Origin of the sequence: Comamonas testosteroni ATCC 11996, from assembly GCF_000241525.1 — a bacterium.
GTDB classification, from domain to species: Bacteria; Pseudomonadota; Gammaproteobacteria; order Burkholderiales; family Burkholderiaceae_C; genus Comamonas; species Comamonas testosteroni.
In genome coordinates this window covers 148,750-163,764 of record NZ_AHIL01000032.1, presented here as the reverse complement: position 1 = coordinate 163,764, position 15,015 = coordinate 148,750, and the positions used below count along the sequence as shown (strand labels likewise).

General features: G+C 61.9%; 13 protein-coding genes. 11 read left to right on the top strand and 2 right to left on the bottom strand.

The genetic code is table 11. From position 1 onward, the window contains the following. The first annotated feature begins 113 nt into the window (after positions 1-113). The 5 genes from CTATCC11996_RS14090 (at position 114) to CTATCC11996_RS14070 (ending at position 5,804) form a co-directional block, all read left to right on the top strand. Positions 114-422 (top strand): DUF3649 domain-containing protein, encoded by a 309-nt coding sequence (locus tag CTATCC11996_RS14090; protein ID WP_003077235.1) that lies wholly within the window; start codon positions 114-116, stop codon positions 420-422. Further along, positions 419-2,131, top strand: coding sequence for a PepSY-associated TM helix domain-containing protein (locus CTATCC11996_RS14085; RefSeq protein ID WP_003077233.1), 1,713 nt, complete (start codon positions 419-421; stop codon positions 2,129-2,131). The genes CTATCC11996_RS14090 and CTATCC11996_RS14085 overlap by 4 nt, the downstream gene beginning before the upstream one ends. Before the next feature lie 2 nt (positions 2,132-2,133). Then, complete coding sequence (locus CTATCC11996_RS14080) at positions 2,134-2,493, top strand: DUF3325 domain-containing protein (protein ID WP_003077232.1); 360 nt, start codon at positions 2,134-2,136, stop codon at positions 2,491-2,493. A gap of 326 nt (positions 2,494-2,819) precedes the next feature. Continuing rightward, complete coding sequence (locus CTATCC11996_RS14075) at positions 2,820-3,536, top strand: TonB-dependent receptor (protein WP_034349212.1); 717 nt, start codon at positions 2,820-2,822, stop codon at positions 3,534-3,536. An 81-nt stretch (positions 3,537-3,617) separates the two neighbouring features. Then, positions 3,618-5,804 (top strand): TonB-dependent siderophore receptor, encoded by a 2,187-nt coding sequence (locus tag CTATCC11996_RS14070; RefSeq protein ID WP_034349184.1) that lies wholly within the window; start codon positions 3,618-3,620, stop codon positions 5,802-5,804. Between the two features lie 146 nt (positions 5,805-5,950). Here CTATCC11996_RS14070 and CTATCC11996_RS14065 read toward each other — a convergent pair whose 3' ends face one another. Further along, positions 5,951-6,922 carry an AraC family transcriptional regulator gene (locus CTATCC11996_RS14065; protein ID WP_003077226.1) on the bottom strand — a complete coding sequence of 324 codons (972 nt, stop codon included), beginning with the start codon at positions 6,920-6,922 and terminating at the stop codon, positions 5,951-5,953. Positions 6,923-7,064: 142 nt separating this feature from the next. Between CTATCC11996_RS14065 and CTATCC11996_RS14060 the strand changes: the two genes are divergently transcribed. Continuing rightward, on the top strand, positions 7,065-8,237 hold the full coding sequence (locus tag CTATCC11996_RS14060; RefSeq protein ID WP_003077225.1) for an FAD-dependent monooxygenase: 1,173 nt from the start codon (positions 7,065-7,067) through the stop codon (positions 8,235-8,237). A 470-nt stretch (positions 8,238-8,707) separates the two neighbouring features. Here the strand turns inward: CTATCC11996_RS14060 and CTATCC11996_RS14050 are convergent, their stop codons facing one another. Next, positions 8,708-9,232 carry a MarR family winged helix-turn-helix transcriptional regulator gene (locus CTATCC11996_RS14050; RefSeq protein WP_003077222.1) on the bottom strand — a complete coding sequence of 175 codons (525 nt, stop codon included), beginning with the start codon at positions 9,230-9,232 and terminating at the stop codon, positions 8,708-8,710. A 177-nt stretch (positions 9,233-9,409) separates the two neighbouring features. Here CTATCC11996_RS14050 and CTATCC11996_RS14045 point away from each other — a divergent pair, with 177 nt between their 5' ends. From CTATCC11996_RS14045 to CTATCC11996_RS14025, 5 genes are all read left to right on the top strand, one after another. Further along, positions 9,410-10,393 carry a Bug family tripartite tricarboxylate transporter substrate binding protein gene (locus CTATCC11996_RS14045; protein ID WP_003077219.1) on the top strand — a complete coding sequence of 328 codons (984 nt, stop codon included), beginning with the start codon at positions 9,410-9,412 and terminating at the stop codon, positions 10,391-10,393. A 115-nt stretch (positions 10,394-10,508) separates the two neighbouring features. Next, positions 10,509-12,815: a xanthine dehydrogenase family protein molybdopterin-binding subunit gene (locus tag CTATCC11996_RS14040; RefSeq protein ID WP_034349182.1), complete on the top strand. Its 2,307-nt coding sequence runs from the start codon at positions 10,509-10,511 to the stop codon at positions 12,813-12,815. Beyond that, on the top strand, positions 12,808-13,689 hold the full coding sequence (locus tag CTATCC11996_RS14035; RefSeq protein ID WP_003077213.1) for an FAD binding domain-containing protein: 882 nt from the start codon (positions 12,808-12,810) through the stop codon (positions 13,687-13,689). The genes CTATCC11996_RS14040 and CTATCC11996_RS14035 overlap by 8 nt, the downstream gene beginning before the upstream one ends. Beyond that, the gene (locus CTATCC11996_RS14030; RefSeq protein ID WP_003077211.1) at positions 13,686-14,165 is read left to right on the top strand and encodes a (2Fe-2S)-binding protein; all 480 of its coding nucleotides are present in this window, start codon (positions 13,686-13,688) and stop codon (positions 14,163-14,165) included. Before CTATCC11996_RS14035 ends, CTATCC11996_RS14030 begins: the two co-directional genes overlap by 4 nt. Continuing rightward, positions 14,155-14,958: an SRPBCC family protein gene (locus CTATCC11996_RS14025; protein WP_003077209.1), complete on the top strand. Its 804-nt coding sequence runs from the start codon at positions 14,155-14,157 to the stop codon at positions 14,956-14,958. The genes CTATCC11996_RS14030 and CTATCC11996_RS14025 overlap by 11 nt, the downstream gene beginning before the upstream one ends. The last annotated feature ends 57 nt before the right edge of the window (positions 14,959-15,015 follow it).

Genomic DNA, 15,015 nt, shown 5'->3' with positions numbered 1-15,015 from the left:
AGCTCTCCGTCTACCTGCCTTTCCTCGCCCAGGGTGATTCACCCGCGCTGTGTCGTTGCAGCTCCTGTCTGCGGCAATCCTTGCCGCCCAGCTCCAGCGCATCAGGAGGCGATATGAAAGCCACATCGCCCCTTATTCACTACCGCCTTGCGATTGCCTCGCGCAGTTTGGCTGCCGTCCTTGGAGGCTATGCGCTGGCCGCAGTCAGTACGGCTGCCCTGAGTCTCCTGCTGGGTTCCTTGATGAGCCGCGTGGAGGCGGTGATGACCGCTACCTTGCTGTCCTGGGTCATCTACGCCATGGCTATTGCCTGGAGCTTCTATGCACGCACGGCCTGGCTTGCCTGGGCCGGTGTACTCCTTCCTGCCCTAGCCCTAAGCGCAGCGCTGTATGGGCCATTGTGGTTGGGAGTGGAAGCATGACCGCCCCTCAAACCAAGACAAGCACCAAAACCACGCGCCAGCCCGAGCAGGAGGGTTTTCGCCAAGCCATGTCCTGGCTGCATACATGGTCGGGACTGATTCTGGGCTGGCTTCTGTTTGCGATCTTCGTCACCGGCACGCTGAGCTTCTTCAAGAACGAATTCAATCTGTGGATGCGGCCCGAGCTGCATGGCCTGCCACCACCCGACAGTGATGTCGCGCAACGCGCCCAGGCTGCACTGCACAAGCACGCGCCAGGCGTCAGCAATTTCATCATGCGTCTGCCCGATGAACGTACGCCGGCCGTCAATGTGCTGTGGCGCGACAAGCCCAACAGCCGCTTCGAGACATTGCTGCTGCACCCGCAAACCGGTGCGGCGCTGCAGGCCCGCGAGACCGCCGGCGGAGAATTTTTCTACCGCTTTCATTTCGAGCTTCGCACCGCTCACAAGGGCCGCTGGACGATCCAGGGCCGCTGGGTGGTGGGCGCGGCGACGCTGATGATGTTCATTGCCTTGCTGACCGGCGTGGTCACGCATCGCCGCATCTTCAAGGACTTCTTCACTTTTCGCCCGCGCAAGGGCGGACAGCGCGCCTGGCTGGACGCACACAACGTCTCGGGAGTACTGGTGCTGCCGTTCTATCTGATGATTACGTTCAGCGGTCTGATGATTTTTCACGCCATGTATATGCCGGCCGGCATAGCCGCCGCCTACCCTGGCGCAAAAGGAACGGATACGCAAAGCTATTTCTCCGAGTTGCAGGGCGATGTTCCCGGTGCGCGCAGCGCCAGACGTGGCGGCAACGCACAGACCGAACCCCTGCCTATGCTGGATCTGGGCCCCATGCTGAGCCAGGCCAGTCAGCTCTGGCATGGCGGTCGTGTCGGCAGCATCACCGTGCGCAGCGACAGCCAGGGTCCTCTGGTGGAAATCACCCGCCACGACGGCGACAGGCTGCAATACGGACCAGCGCGGCTGCGTTTCGATGGCCGCACCGGCCAGCTGCAAACCCAGGTCGATCCGCAAAGCCCGGCCATCAAAACCTATGGCGTGCTCTATGGTCTGCATCTGGGGCGTTTCGCCGATATCGGGATGCGCTGGGTGCTGTTTGGCTTTGGCGTCATGGGTTCGCTGATGATTGCCTCGGGCCTGATACTGTGGTCGGTCAAGCGCCGCGCCCAGGCCCTGCGCAAGACACCTGCCGCTCCCCTGCCCTTTGGCGAACGGCTGGTGGCAAGTTTCAATATCGGCCTCATGGGCGGTCTGCCGCTGGCGATCGCGGCCTATCTGTTGGCCAACCGGCTGCTGCCATTGGAGATGCCAGGCCGCCCCGATGCCGAACTGTCCTGCTTCTTCGGCACCTGGGCGCTGGCCCTGCTGCTGGGCCTGATCCGGCCTTCACGCCAGGGCTGGGCACTGGTTCTGGGCATGACCGCCCTCGCCTATCTGCACCTGCCTTTGGTCAATGCCTTGACCACTTCAACTCATCTGGGCATCAGCCTGCCAGCCATGGACTGGACCTGGGCCGGCATAGACCTGAGTTTTGCGGCCATGGGGCTGATGCTTGCCGCCCTCACCCGACATCTGCTGCAACGCAAATCCCAGACTGCAGCCAGACATGCTCTCCCCGCCAAGGCTGCGGCAGCCCCGGGACGCCAGCCCGGCTCCCAAGGGATCCCTGGCGACAACACTGCGCAGGAGGCATAGCAATGCTGCTCGACTTTCTGTTGTGCTTTGCCGCCTGGACGGCTCTTGCCCTGGCCATGGACCGACATCATGAAGACGCTTGGCCGGATATCGATAGTGAAGCACCCGCTGCAGTACTTCGCCGCCAGCGCCTGTTCCAGGCCGGCTGGATCCTGCTGGTGCTGTCACTGGGCATTGCTCTGGGCTTTCCGGGTGCAACCACCGCTGCCATGTCGGCCACGGTGTGGACGGCCTCTCTTTGCCTGGCGGCTCTGGCCGCCACCAGCATGGCGACTTGGCAAGCACAGCGCCTGCCCCTGCTTGGCTTGATGGCACTGGCACTGGGAGTACTGGTTTTTACCTTCGACCGCCTCGGTCATTGACGGACGGCACTCAGAACTCGCAGAGGCCACGAATCAAAGAGCCGCTGAGCGTCAATGACTGAACCCAGGCAGCTATTGATGCGACGGGAATCCCGATCATGACCGGGCTGCGCATCGCTGTGCAGCGGCCGCCTCGGCGCTTGCATGGCTGGCCGTGGCCAATCGATTGAACAAGAGGTGCAAGGAAAGATCACAGAGCCATACAAGAGATCAACAGGCTCTCTTTTCTTGGAATCCAGACCGGCACTTGAGTCTGGATACCGGGCAGAAGACCTTCACGCGTGCAGAGCAACTCATTCACCTATCCAGCATCCAAGGAGATTTTCATGCGCAGTTTTTATCATCCCATTGCTCTCGCCGCTCTGCTGCTTGCCAGCCTGGGCACAGCCCAAGCTCATCAAGTCTGGCTGGAGAACGATGGCGGCCAAGCCCATTTGTTTTTTGGTGAGTTCAATGACAACCTGCGCGAGACCTCGCCTGGGGCGCTGGACAAATTTCTGGCCACGCCCACGCTGGCCCAGCAAACAGCCGGCGGCACACAACAACTAAGCGGCCAGCGAAATGCCACGGGTTTCAGCTACAACGCGGCAAGCCAGGCCCAAACCCTTTTTGCCAGCGCCGCCTATCCCTTGATTGACCGCAGCAAGCGCAATGAGCCAGCTTTGCTGTGGGTACCTGCGGCCCGCTGGGTAGCAACGCCGACACAGGCCGTGGCCGTCAATGCCCAGGCTCTGGATCTGGTGCCCACGGGCCAGCCGGGCCAATTCATGGTGAGCTTCAACGGCCTGGCTCTACCCAAGGCCAAGGTGCAGATCGTCGCCCCCTCGGGTTGGTCGCGCGAGGCGCAAAGCGACGAGCAAGGCCGGGTCAACTTTGCCCTGCCCTGGAAGGGCCTGTACGTAGCCGAAGTGCATCACAGCGACAAGCAAGGCGGCGAAGCGCAGGGCAAGCGCTATGGCGAAGCCAGCTATGTGACCACGTTGAGCTTCAACGTCAAGGACGGCATGCCTTCCCCCGCCCTGCCGTCCGCCGCCAAGCCCTGACGCAGCCCCCATTTACTCCAGCAACCGCTACGACCACCCCTGGTGGTCATTGTCCGTGGCCATCTATTTGACACCAGCACCATGAACTACCCATTCCCCGGCGTACCCAGCCGATCATCGCTGGCCATGCTCAGCGCCCTGACCTGCCTGAGCCTGAGCATTCAGGCACAGACCTCGCCTCCCGCACCCAGCGCAGACGGCAGTGCCGAAGTCATGCTGGCACCCGTTACCGTGCAAGACAGCCTGGCCGGTGAAACCGCCACTGGTCCGGTCAGCGGCTTTGTCGCCCGGCGTGCGCTCTCGGCTACCAAGACCGATACATCCTTGATCGAAACGCCGCAATCCATCAGCGTAGTCACTCGCGACCAGTTCGAAGCCCAGGGCGTGACCACACTGCGCGAAACCACGCGCTACACGGCGGGCATCAATTCCAGCTATTTCGACAACCGCGTGGACTCCTTCAAGGCCCGCGGCGGTGATGTCAGTCAGTACCAGGACGGGCTGCTGCGCACCTATGGCACCTACAACAACATCAAGGTCGAGCCCTATACGCTGGAGCGCGTGGAATTTTTACGCGGCCCCTCCTCCGTGCTCTATGGCCAGGGCAGCGTGGGCGGTGTACTCAACCTGACCAGCAAACGCCCGCAGGCCGAGCGCATGCATGAGGTGCAGATACAGCTCGGCAGCCACGGCCGCAAGCAGATTGCCAGCGACATGACCGGCGCCATGGACGAGGAAGGCAAGTGGCTCTATCGCCTGGTGGCCGTGGGCCGCGACAGCAACACCCAGGTCGATCATGTCAAGGACGACCGCGTGGTAATTGCGCCTTCGCTGACCTATCGTCCCAGCACCGATACTTCGCTGACGTTGCAAGCCCTGTACCAAAAGGACAAGAGCGGCTCCATCACCCAGTTCTTTCCCTGGCAGGGAACGCGCCTGCCCAGCCCCTACGGACAGATTCCGACAAACACCTTTATCAGCGAACCGGGCTGGGACAAGTACGACTCCGAAAACAAGTCCTTTGGCTATCTGTTCAGCCACCGCCTGAACTCGCAATGGACACTGCGTCAGAACCTGCGCCGCACCATCAGCGAAGTGGACTACCGCACGCTCTACACCAGTTTTGCAGCCAACGCCGCCACGGGCCGTCCAGCGCGCCCAGTGTTTGACGCCAACGGCCGCACCGTACAGCGCGATGCCGTATGGCAGATCAACGGCGGACGCATGCTGCTGGTCGACACGCAGCTCGAAGGCCTGCTGCAAACCGGTGAGGTTCAGCACCAGCTGCTTGCAGGCATGGACTGGCAGCGCAACACCAGCAACCAATCCAACTGGCGCGGGCCAGGCACAGCCCTGGATGTCTACAACCCCGTGTATGGCACGTTCACGCCGCCCTCGGCCTCCCAGCTGGTACGTGCGCCCAACGTGGCACAGCGCCAGCTCGGCTTCTATCTGCAAGACCAGTTGCGCTGGGGCCCCTGGACCGCAACAGTAGGTTTGCGCCACGACAAGGCAAAAACCGAGACCGAAGGTCGCCCGGCAGCAGCTGCCGACGACTCTGCCACCACCAAACGCCTGGGCGTGACCTACCAGGCCGGTGGTGGCTGGGCTCCGTATGTCAGCTACACCGAATCCTTCCAGCCTCTGGGCGGCGTGGACTACTATGGCACGCCGTTCAAGCCCCAGCGCGGCAAGCAGCTGGAAGCCGGCGTCAAATGGATTCCTGAGGGCAAAGGCATCTCTGGCTATGCCGCGGTTTACGGCCTGCGTGAACAGAATCGCAAGACCAATGACCCGGGCAACCCCCTCAACAGCCTGCAACTGGGCGAGGTCAAAACCCAGGGCTTTGAAGCCGAGCTGATCGCAAGCCTGGCCAGAAACTGGGACTGGACGCTGGCCTACGCCTATACCGACGCAAAAATCAGCCGCAGCAACGCTGGCGACCAGGGGCAGCGCGTAGCCTCGGTATCGCGCCATATGGCATCCAGCTGGTTGATGCATCGATTTGCCGCGCAGGGCCGGGGAGGCTGGAGTCTCGGTGCCGGTCTGCGCTATATCGGACCGCAGTGGAGCGGCACCTCTGCCATCGACACGCCCTCAGCCCTGCTGGCCGACGCGATGGTGGCCTATGACGCCGGCGACTGGCGCCTGGCCCTGCATGCCAACAATATCGGCGACAAGGTGGTGATCACCCAATGCCTGTCGCGCGGCGACTGCTTCTACGGCGAACGCCGCAACTTTCTGCTGACTGCCACCTATCGTTACTGAGCGGACAGGCAATGCGAACAATGTCCAGCAGTCACTATCAAATGCGAGGCGAAGGCGTCAACGGCACCTGCTCTTCAGTTTGTAAGGGCCGCTGGCGAGGCAGATTGCGCTTGATTGAGGTGCCGCACGCAAGCGACTGGGGGATCTCATTTCAGCGCAGCAAATTCGTTTCTGAGCACCTTGGTGTTGCGTTGATAGGCGCGCGGCGGCAGGCCGCACCAGCGCTTGAAAGCGCGTGCAAAAACACGCTCTGACTCGTAGCCGCAATCCTCGGCGATCTGGGCCAGCGGCAAACCCGATTCCAGTTGCTGTGCGGCATGTGCCATGCGTTGCTGTTGCAGATAGGCCATGGGAGATTCGCCAACCAGTGCCTTGAATTTTTCGGCAAAGAGCGAGCGCGACATGGCCGCCTCCCTGGCCAGGGCCTGCAAGGTCCAGCCATGGCTGGGGCAGCCGTGGATGGCGGCCATCGCCCTGGCAATCTGCACATCGGCCAGGCCGCGCACCCAGCCTTGACCGCGGTGCTGCTGTGCGGCGAAATGGTTGCTGAGCACGTGGATCAGGACCAATTCACCCAGGCGCGCGGCGGCCAATCGCCAGCCGGCGCGTCGCGCCAGCGAGTCCTCTATCAGAGTCTGCAGCATCCTGCCCAGCATGGCCGGTGGAGCGGCCTGCGCTGCAGGTATGTGCAGCAGCGGCGGCAGCAGAGTCAATATGGTGTGCCGGCAGTAGGCCGATATCCAGAGCAGCACCGAATCGATGCGGGTCTGGGACCCGCATCCACCATGCTCGAACGTCAGAGGGTTCTCGTCCTTTGGCCCCTGGGCAAAGCGCTCGATCATGCGTGCGAACGGCACCGGAGCCAGCGCGAGGTCCGACGCAATTACGTGCGGACTGCCCAGCGGAAGCACCACCAGATCGCCAGGCAAGACCTGCAACGGTGCCTGGCCTTGCACTTTCAGCCAGTACGGCTGCCCCTGGGCAATGCGAATCATGGTCCCTGGCACTCCCTCGGACGCCAGCGCCCAAGGCTCACCCAATGAAAAGCTGGCCGTCACCGCGCGCTCGGCTCGGCAGATGGCCAGCACGTCGCTTAAATGGTCGCTGCTTTGTTTCATGGAGGATTCCGGACGATTTGTGCCATTTTATGGATGCTTTGCGCTTCACGTGACAGGCTGCCTTGTCGACACTGGCTGGCACCGTAAGCGAGCTGCCAGCGCAGCCGGAACACGCAAACCATACCCATATCAAGGAGCAAACATGTCCAAGACACGATTGAAAATAGGCATTGTGGGAGGCGGCATTGGTGGCCTGGCCGCCGCCAACGCGCTGCACCGCAACGGACACGAGGTGACAGTGTTCGAGCAGAGCCGGCAATACCTGCGCGTGGGCGCCGACATCAATCTGACGCCCAATGCTGTACGCGCGCTAGACGGACTGGGCGACGGCATTGCGGCTGCCGTACGGGCTTCGGCTGCCCGCCCGACGCACCGTATCAGCCGCACCTGGGACAACGGCGAGGAAACATCGCGCCTGACCATGGGCAATGAGGCCGAGCGTCAATACGGTGCGCCACAACTCACCATCCATCGCGCCGACCTGCTGGCTGCGCTGGCCGATGCCTTTCCCCATGAGCAGGTGAGGTTCGCCAAACGCGTCAACCGGATTGTGCAAAACGATGCCGGCGTTGCCGTGGAATTTTCCGACGGCGCACGAGTCGATGGACTGGATGCGCTGATAGGTTCGGACGGTATTCATTCTGTGGTGCGCACATCCCTGTTTGGCGCAGAGAGCCCGCGCTTCACCGGAGTGGTGGCATTTCGCACCGTGGTGCCCACCGAGCGCGTGCGCCATGTTCCCGATATCGGAGCCTTCACCAAATGGTGGGGACCGACTCCGGACAGCCAGATCGTGACCTTTCCGCTCAATCAGGGCCGCGACACCTTCATCTTCGCCACCACGGCGCAGGAATCCTGGCATGAGGAATCCTGGACCACCGAGGGCAGCGTGACCGAACTGCGCGGCTTCTATGCAGGCTTCCATCCACATGCACGGGCCTTGCTGGATGCGTGTGACAGCGTACTCAAGACGGCTCTGTATGAGCGCGACCCGCTGCAGCACTGGTCGCAGGGCCGCATATCGTTGCTCGGCGATGCCAGCCATCCCATGATGCCGTTCATGGCCCAGGGTGCCGGCATGGCGATCGAAGATGCCGTGGTGCTGGCCCGCAATCTTGATGCCGTGCAGGACGCTGAAGGCGTTGCGCAAGCCTTGCAGAACTACGAGGCCATGCGCAAACAGCGCACCAGTCAGATTCAGATCGGCTCACGAGGCAATAACTGGCTGCGTGCCGGAGGCAATGCCGACTGGGTCTATGGCTATGACGCGTGGCAAGTTGCTTTGACGGCCGAGCCGGCTGCCTGCTCTACCTGAGCGACGGTACACCCCGGCAGTCTGCCTCCGGGGTTGATGGCGCGGTCTTGAGCGGACATCGTGGCGCTGTCGGCATCCAGCGGAAAGCCACGGTGCATGGCTGGCTCCCATGCTTTGCTTGGCCCATTGCATGAGCCTGCCTCTGCCCATGAGCATGAAGACAGGTGTCTGCGGGAGTGCATCCTGCCATGGTGGATCCGGATCTCGCCAGGCGCTGCTGACTTGCGAGACATATTCAAGGACCGTGACTGGCGACCTCGAAAACCAGGCGAGAAAGTGCTGGTCGGTGACTTCCAGTCGCGGCTTTGGAAGTGGCTGGCCTCAGCCCTCATTCTCAAAATGGCGCATCAGACGGCGAAGCACACGTAATGTGCTGATCGGCATGACCCCGCCTGCAGCATGCGGAAACTCGTGCGTCTATATGTGTTGCAACAGCATCCAGGCAGCCGTCCAACACCGGGCATCAGGAACTATTCCAGACCTGCTTCATCCTCGCCGGACAAAGCGCCTGCTTTCTCGCAATGTGTACGCAAGCGCATCAGCGCGTTGTACATGACATTGCGCTCATCTTCAGGCAATGCCCGAATGGCAGCAGCCTGGCTGGCACGCGCCAAGGGCATGACCTGTGCATGCAGGGCCTCGCCCTGTTCGGTGACCTGACAAAAAATCTTCTTGCGCGGAGTATTGCCTTCACCCTGCAGATCCACCAGGCCTTTGGATTGCAGCCGCTTGAGAGCGCGGCTCACCAAGGCTTTGTCCGAGGTGGACTGAATGACCAGATCCGAGAAGGCCAACCGCTTCGAGTGAGCAATCAAGGCCAGCAAGCGCCACTCCGAGACCGTCAGATCATGTTTCTCGGCATAGGGCACGGTAATCGTGCGACGCAGAGCATTGCCCACCTGACTCATCAATGTGGTGATGAAGTCGTCCACCGTCAGTCCATCACCTTGCGCGTTCAAGTGCGACCAGGGCGTTTCACACGTTTTCTTGTTCATGCGCCATTGTTCCATTGGAATTAACAAAATCCAATGTCAATAGTGAAAACGGCAATTTGATCAATCAACTATAGGCGTATAACTTCACTCATTGTTTCTTTTGCGACCCATTGTTTCACTATTGAATCATAAATGTCGCGTATGAGATTTATACCCACGGCCCAAGGAGAGGCGACCATGTCAGTTGATAGACGCCAGTTTTGCTTTACCGCGCTTGCCTGCGGCACGCTGCTTGCGCAGCCGGTGCTTGCTGAAGAGACTTATCCGAGCAAGCCCATCACGGTGATCGTGTCTTACCCGCCGGGCGGGGATACCGACGCAGTCGCCCGCCTCTTTGCCGACAAGCTCAGCCACAGGCTCAAGCAGACCGTGCTGATCGACAACCGCCCGGGTGCTGGCGGTGCGATAGGCAACGGCATGGTGGGGCGTGCACGTGCCGATGGCTACACCTTGCTGTTCACTCCCAACCCCTTCACCACCGCGCCCCTGGTCATGAAGCTGTCGGGTGCTGCAGCCTACGACGTGCTCAAGGGCTACGAAGCCATCGTCAACACCGCCACTCAGCCCCTGGTGCTGGTCACAAGCCCCAAGCTCGGGGTCAAAAATCTGCCTGAGCTGATTGCCAGGGCCAAGAGTGGCGCCACCGTCTCCTATGCCAGCCCCGGCGCCGGCTCGCCCATGCACATCGCTGGCGAGTGGCTGAACAAGGCCGCTGGCGTCAAGCTGTCCCATGTTCCATACCGCGGCGTCGGGCCCTCGGTGACCGATGTCGTGGCCGGCCATGTCGATACTGCCTGGGTCACTTTCGGGCCTGTGCGCCAGTATCTGGACTCCGGCAAGCTGGTGGCGCTGGCCATCGGCGATACCAAGCGCTCATCGCTTGCACCTGCCGTTCCGACCTTGACCGAGCTGGGCTACAAGGATGTGGTGGTCAGCGCCTGGAACGGCTTCTTTGCTCCCAAGAAGACCCCTGCCGCAGTGATCAATCTGCTCAACGAGCACCTCAATGCCATTTTGCGAGAGCCCGAAGTCGTGGAAAAGCTCGCGGTCTTCGGCGCCCTGCCTGCGGGCGGATCGCCCAAGGTGCTCAGCGATCTCAATCAACGCGAGTACATGGTGATGGGCCAGGCCATCAAGGAACTCGGCATCGTGGCCGAGTGAAACCGGTGAATCGCGCAGGCCCAGGTCTGGGCGATTCCAACTGACCTCTATATGACTGACGTGGCACAAGCCCGGGGTCCGCAGCGACCCTGGCCTTCTGCCGCGAGGCACGGATATGACATCTGCTCTTTCATCTCGATCCACGCTGGGCATGGACACTCCGCAGGTAACGGCCAAGGCCAAGGTGCTTGGCCGGGCCGTCTACGCAGGAGACCTCAAGCTTGCCGGCATGTTGCATGGCAAGGTTCTGCGCAGCCCTTACCCGCATGCGCGCATCGTTCGCATAGACACTGCCGAGGCGCGTGCGCTGCCTGGCGTCAAGGCGGTTCTGACCGGCGAGGATGCTCCCGCCAACCTTTGGGGGGCGCATCACAAGGAACGCGCCGTTCTGGCCAAAGGCGTGGTGCGTTATTGCGGCGAAGAGGTAGCCGCCGTGGCCGCCGTCTCCGATGAGATCGCACGCGACGCGCTGGATCTGATTCGGGTGGAGTACGAAGAACTACCCGCCATTCTGACGCCCGAGGAAGCCATGGATGAGGAAGCCTTCGGCATCCATCCAGGGCGCAACAATGTGGCCCAGCATATCCAGTTCGAGCGCGGAGATGTGGATGCAGGCTTTGCCGCCGCGGATCTGATCCACGAAGCCACCTACACCACGCATTCTCAATACCCCGGCTATATGGAGCCCATGGCCACGGTGGCCTCGCTGGACCCCGATGGCCGACTTGTGCTCTACACCTCGACCCAGGCTGTGAATCTGGTGCGCATGCAGGTGGCCATGACCCTTGGTCTGCCCATCTCCCGCGTGCGCGTGTTGCAGGCTGCGACCGGCGGCGGCTTCGGCGGCAAGATCGTCGAGGACGACAACCAGTTGCTTGCCGGCCTGCTGGCTCTGCATACCCGGCGTCCGGTGCGACTGGTCAACAACCGCCTGGAGGACTTCCAGGCCGCATGCGCCAGCGTGCCCGAGCACATCACCCTCAAGCTGGGCATGCTCAAGGACGGCAGCATTGTCGCCAAGCAGGTTCGCATCATTGCCGAATGCGGTGCATATGCAGGCCTTGCGGGTGATGTGATGCACGTCAGCGCCATGCGCAGCGACAATATGCACCGCAATCCGAATGTGCGTTCGGAAGCGACGCTGTACTACACCAACAATCCGCCACGCGGTGCCTTCAGGGGCTTTGGCGGAACCCAGATGCAGTTTGCGCTCAACAGCCATATCCACACCATGGCGGAGAAACTGGGCCTGGACCCGGTGCAGGTGCACAAGATCAACGCGCTCAAGGCCGGTGATGTCTCGATTCACGGCTGGCATATCGGCAGCACCGGACTTCGGGAGTGCATAGACATGGCAACCGAGGCCATAGGTTGGACCCACAAGCGCCAATGCGCCAAGGCCAGTGGCGTCAAGCGCCGCGGCGTGGGCATGGCAGCGGCCATGCATGTGAGCGGCAACCGAACCATCGGCAACTGGGATGGATCGACATTGGTCATCAAGATCAATGAGGACGGTCGCGTCTTCCTCATCAGCGGTGAATGCGATATGGGCCAGGGGGCAAGCACCATGCTCAGCCAGATCGTGGCCCATGAACTGGACCTGCCTCTGGCCGACATTCATGTGCTTGCACCCGACACCGATGTCTCTCCGGTGGCCGTGGGCACTCTGGCTTCACGCGTCACCATGTCGGGCGGCAACGCAGCCATCATCGCTGCACGCAAGGCGCGGCACGAGCTGCTGAGCCTGGCTGCCGAGCGCCTGAATGCCCCCTCAGACGCTCTGACGCTGGAAGGCGGTGCTGTTTGCGTAAGTGCCGCGCCTGAACGCCGCGTCACCCTGGCCGATCTGGCGCGCCAGCATATCTGGCGCCATGGCGGAGGTGGCATCCAGGTCACCGGGACCTGGGACCCCAAGACCGTCATGCATGACGACAAGCTCTACGGCAATATCGCCGCTGCCTACTCCTACGCCGCCCAGGCCGTTGAAGTCGAGGTCGACATCGAGACCGGCCAGGTCAGCATCATCGACAGCTATGTTGCCGACGACTGCGGCAAGGCGCTCAACCCCATTGCGATTCACGGCCAGACCAATGGCGCCACCGTTCAGGCCATCGGCTGGACGCTGTATGAGCAGTTGCACTACGAGGGCGGGCGCCTGGCGAACGGCAATTTCGCTGACTACAACATGGCCACCGCCGATGCGGTGCCCATGCTGCGCGGCGGCCTTGTGGAATCCAACGATCCCAACGGCCCCTATGGCGCCAAAGGGGCCAGCGAGACCGCCATCCTGCCAGGCGCACCAGCCATCGCCAACGCCGTCTATGACGCGGTTGGCGTGCGCATCACCGACCTGCCCATCACCCCGGAAAAAGTGCTGGCTGCATGGCGCGACAAGCAGCAGCAAGGAGCAAGCCATGCGTGAGTTTGATTTTGCGGAGCCCCGCTCGATAGCGGAGGCCAGCCAGATGCTGGCCGAATACGGCGACGATGCACGCATCATCGCGGGCGGATCGGCGCTGATGCTGGCCATGCGCCAACGCATGCTTGCACCCACGCACCTGATCTCGGTGGCAAGGCTGCCCCGCCTGCATGGCATCGATTTCGATCCACGAGAAGGTCTGCGCATCGGAGCCATGAGTCGCCATATCGATGTGGCTCGCTCCGAGCTCGTGAAAGCGCATGCACCGGTGCTTGCCCGGATGGCCGCCCAGGTGGCCAATCCCCAGGTGCGCAACCAGGGAACGATTGGCGGCAATCTCTGCTATGCCGACCCCTCCACGGACCCGCCCGGCTGCCTCATGGCCCTCGATGCCTCGGTCGTTCTGGGCAGCACACGCGGAGAGCGCGTGTTGTCGATGGAAGAGTTTTTGGTCGACTACTACACCACGGCCATGGAGAGCGATGAACTGCTGCTGGAAATCCGGGTGCCGCTGCAGGCGCCCGGCACCCAGGGGGAATACACGCGCTTTCTGCGCACGGCAGCAGAACACCGGCCTCTGGTCAGCCTGGCCCTGGTTGTGCAAAAAGAAGGGCAGATATGCCATCAGGCACGTCTGGCCGTGGGCGCATCCACACCCATTCCCACCAGGCTGCGCCGTGCCGAGGAATGCTTGCGTGGCAAGACCGTGAATGCGCAGCTCGCTGCAGAGGTCGCAAGCATCGTGGCTGAGGACATCCAACCGGTCTCCGACCTGCGGGGCAGTAGCGAGTTTCGCCGAGAAATGGTGCGCACGGTAACCCGCCGCACGGTGGCCACGCTGTTTGGAATTGATATCAATGAAGGAGTTGCAGCATGAGCACGCATCGCATCGAATTCCAGGTCAACGGCGAATCGCATAGCGCTGAAGTCGCGTCACGACGACTGCTATCGGATTTCCTGCGAGACGACCTGCATCTGACAGGCACCAAGCGAGGCTGCGAAACCGGCACCTGTGGCGCCTGCTCGGTGCTGCTGGACGGCGAAGTCATCAAATCCTGTCTGATGCTGGCCGTGCAGGTTCACGGGCGCAGCATCACCACCATCGAAGGGCTGGCCGCCAACGACCAGCTGCACCCCTTGCAGAAGAACTTCATGCAGTGCGGCGGCCTGCAATGCGGCTACTGCACGCCGGGTTTCATCATGGCCTCCTGCGACCTGCTCAAGAACACGCCCCAGCCCAGCTGCGAGGAAGTGCGCCACGGCCTCAGCGGCAATCTCTGCCGCTGCACCGGATACACCCAAATCGTCGAGTCCGTGCTGCATGCAGCACAGGAGATGCATCATGGAAATTGAAAAAACCCTGACCGTTTCAGCCCCTCCCCAGCAGGTCTGGGATCTGCTCCTCAATCCCCAGATCATGGCCGGCGCCGTGCCCGGAATGAAGTCCATCGAGGTCATCAGTCCCACGGAATACGTGGCGGAGATGCACCAGAAGATTTCCTTCATCAGCGCCAAGTTCAAGCTCAAGACCAGGATCGTCGAGCAGAACGCTCCGGAATACATGCGCGTGGAAGGCACCGGCGAGGATGCCTCGGTGGCCAGTTCGCTCAAGCAGACCAGCGAAGTGTTTCTGACGCCCGCTGCCAACGGCGGCACGGATCTGCGCATCAAGGTCCAGGTGGATGTGCTGGGCCGCCTGGGCGCCTTTGGCCTGTCGGTCATGAAGACCAAGGCCGATCGTCTATGGGAAGAGTTTGGCAGCAATCTGGCTGCCCGCATCGAGGCTGGTGGCTTGATCGTTGATGCGGTGCCACCTTCCACCGCCGCACCCTCGACAGCGCCCACCATGCCTTCATCGGCCAAGCAAGCTGCCCTGAGCCCTGAGATCAAGCCCGCCGCCGTGTCAGCCGTCTGCTCTAGCGCAGTGCCGCAGGGTCGGATGGAAGCATCCATCACCGCCTCCGCGCAGGACACATACAGCGAAGCCGGCTGGTGGACCCGCATCTTCGGAGGTACTCGCAATGCACGCAGCACCGGCCAGGTCATACGCGTAGAAGTGCGTCAGATGGACAAGACCATCTGTGTCGAGTGGCCTGCCACAGCTGCATCCGAATGCCGGGAATGGCTCCAGTCTCTGCACAAGTAAGCACTGCTTTTGCGCCGATCAAGAAGGAGGCTCACGACTCAACAGCTCAATCACATC

What these genes read in the sequence shown, in the direction of transcription:
- CTATCC11996_RS14090 (WP_003077235.1), top strand. Translation starts at nt 114, where the DNA reads ATGAAAGCCACATCGCCCCTTATTCACTACCGCCTTGCGATTGCCTCG.
- CTATCC11996_RS14085 (WP_003077233.1), top strand. Translation starts at nt 419, where the DNA reads ATGACCGCCCCTCAAACCAAGACAAGCACCAAAACCACGCGCCAGCCC.
- CTATCC11996_RS14080 (WP_003077232.1), top strand. Translation starts at nt 2,134, where the DNA reads ATGCTGCTCGACTTTCTGTTGTGCTTTGCCGCCTGGACGGCTCTTGCC.
- CTATCC11996_RS14075 (WP_034349212.1), top strand. Translation starts at nt 2,820, where the DNA reads ATGCGCAGTTTTTATCATCCCATTGCTCTCGCCGCTCTGCTGCTTGCC.
- CTATCC11996_RS14070 (WP_034349184.1), top strand. Translation starts at nt 3,618, where the DNA reads ATGAACTACCCATTCCCCGGCGTACCCAGCCGATCATCGCTGGCCATG.
- CTATCC11996_RS14065 (WP_003077226.1), bottom strand. Translation starts at nt 6,922, where the DNA reads ATGAAACAAAGCAGCGACCATTTAAGCGACGTGCTGGCCATCTGCCGA.
- CTATCC11996_RS14060 (WP_003077225.1), top strand. Translation starts at nt 7,065, where the DNA reads ATGTCCAAGACACGATTGAAAATAGGCATTGTGGGAGGCGGCATTGGT.
- CTATCC11996_RS14050 (WP_003077222.1), bottom strand. Translation starts at nt 9,232, where the DNA reads ATGAACAAGAAAACGTGTGAAACGCCCTGGTCGCACTTGAACGCGCAA.
- CTATCC11996_RS14045 (WP_003077219.1), top strand. Translation starts at nt 9,410, where the DNA reads ATGTCAGTTGATAGACGCCAGTTTTGCTTTACCGCGCTTGCCTGCGGC.
- CTATCC11996_RS14040 (WP_034349182.1), top strand. Translation starts at nt 10,509, where the DNA reads ATGACATCTGCTCTTTCATCTCGATCCACGCTGGGCATGGACACTCCG.
- CTATCC11996_RS14035 (WP_003077213.1), top strand. Translation starts at nt 12,808, where the DNA reads ATGCGTGAGTTTGATTTTGCGGAGCCCCGCTCGATAGCGGAGGCCAGC.
- CTATCC11996_RS14030 (WP_003077211.1), top strand. Translation starts at nt 13,686, where the DNA reads ATGAGCACGCATCGCATCGAATTCCAGGTCAACGGCGAATCGCATAGC.
- CTATCC11996_RS14025 (WP_003077209.1), top strand. Translation starts at nt 14,155, where the DNA reads ATGGAAATTGAAAAAACCCTGACCGTTTCAGCCCCTCCCCAGCAGGTC.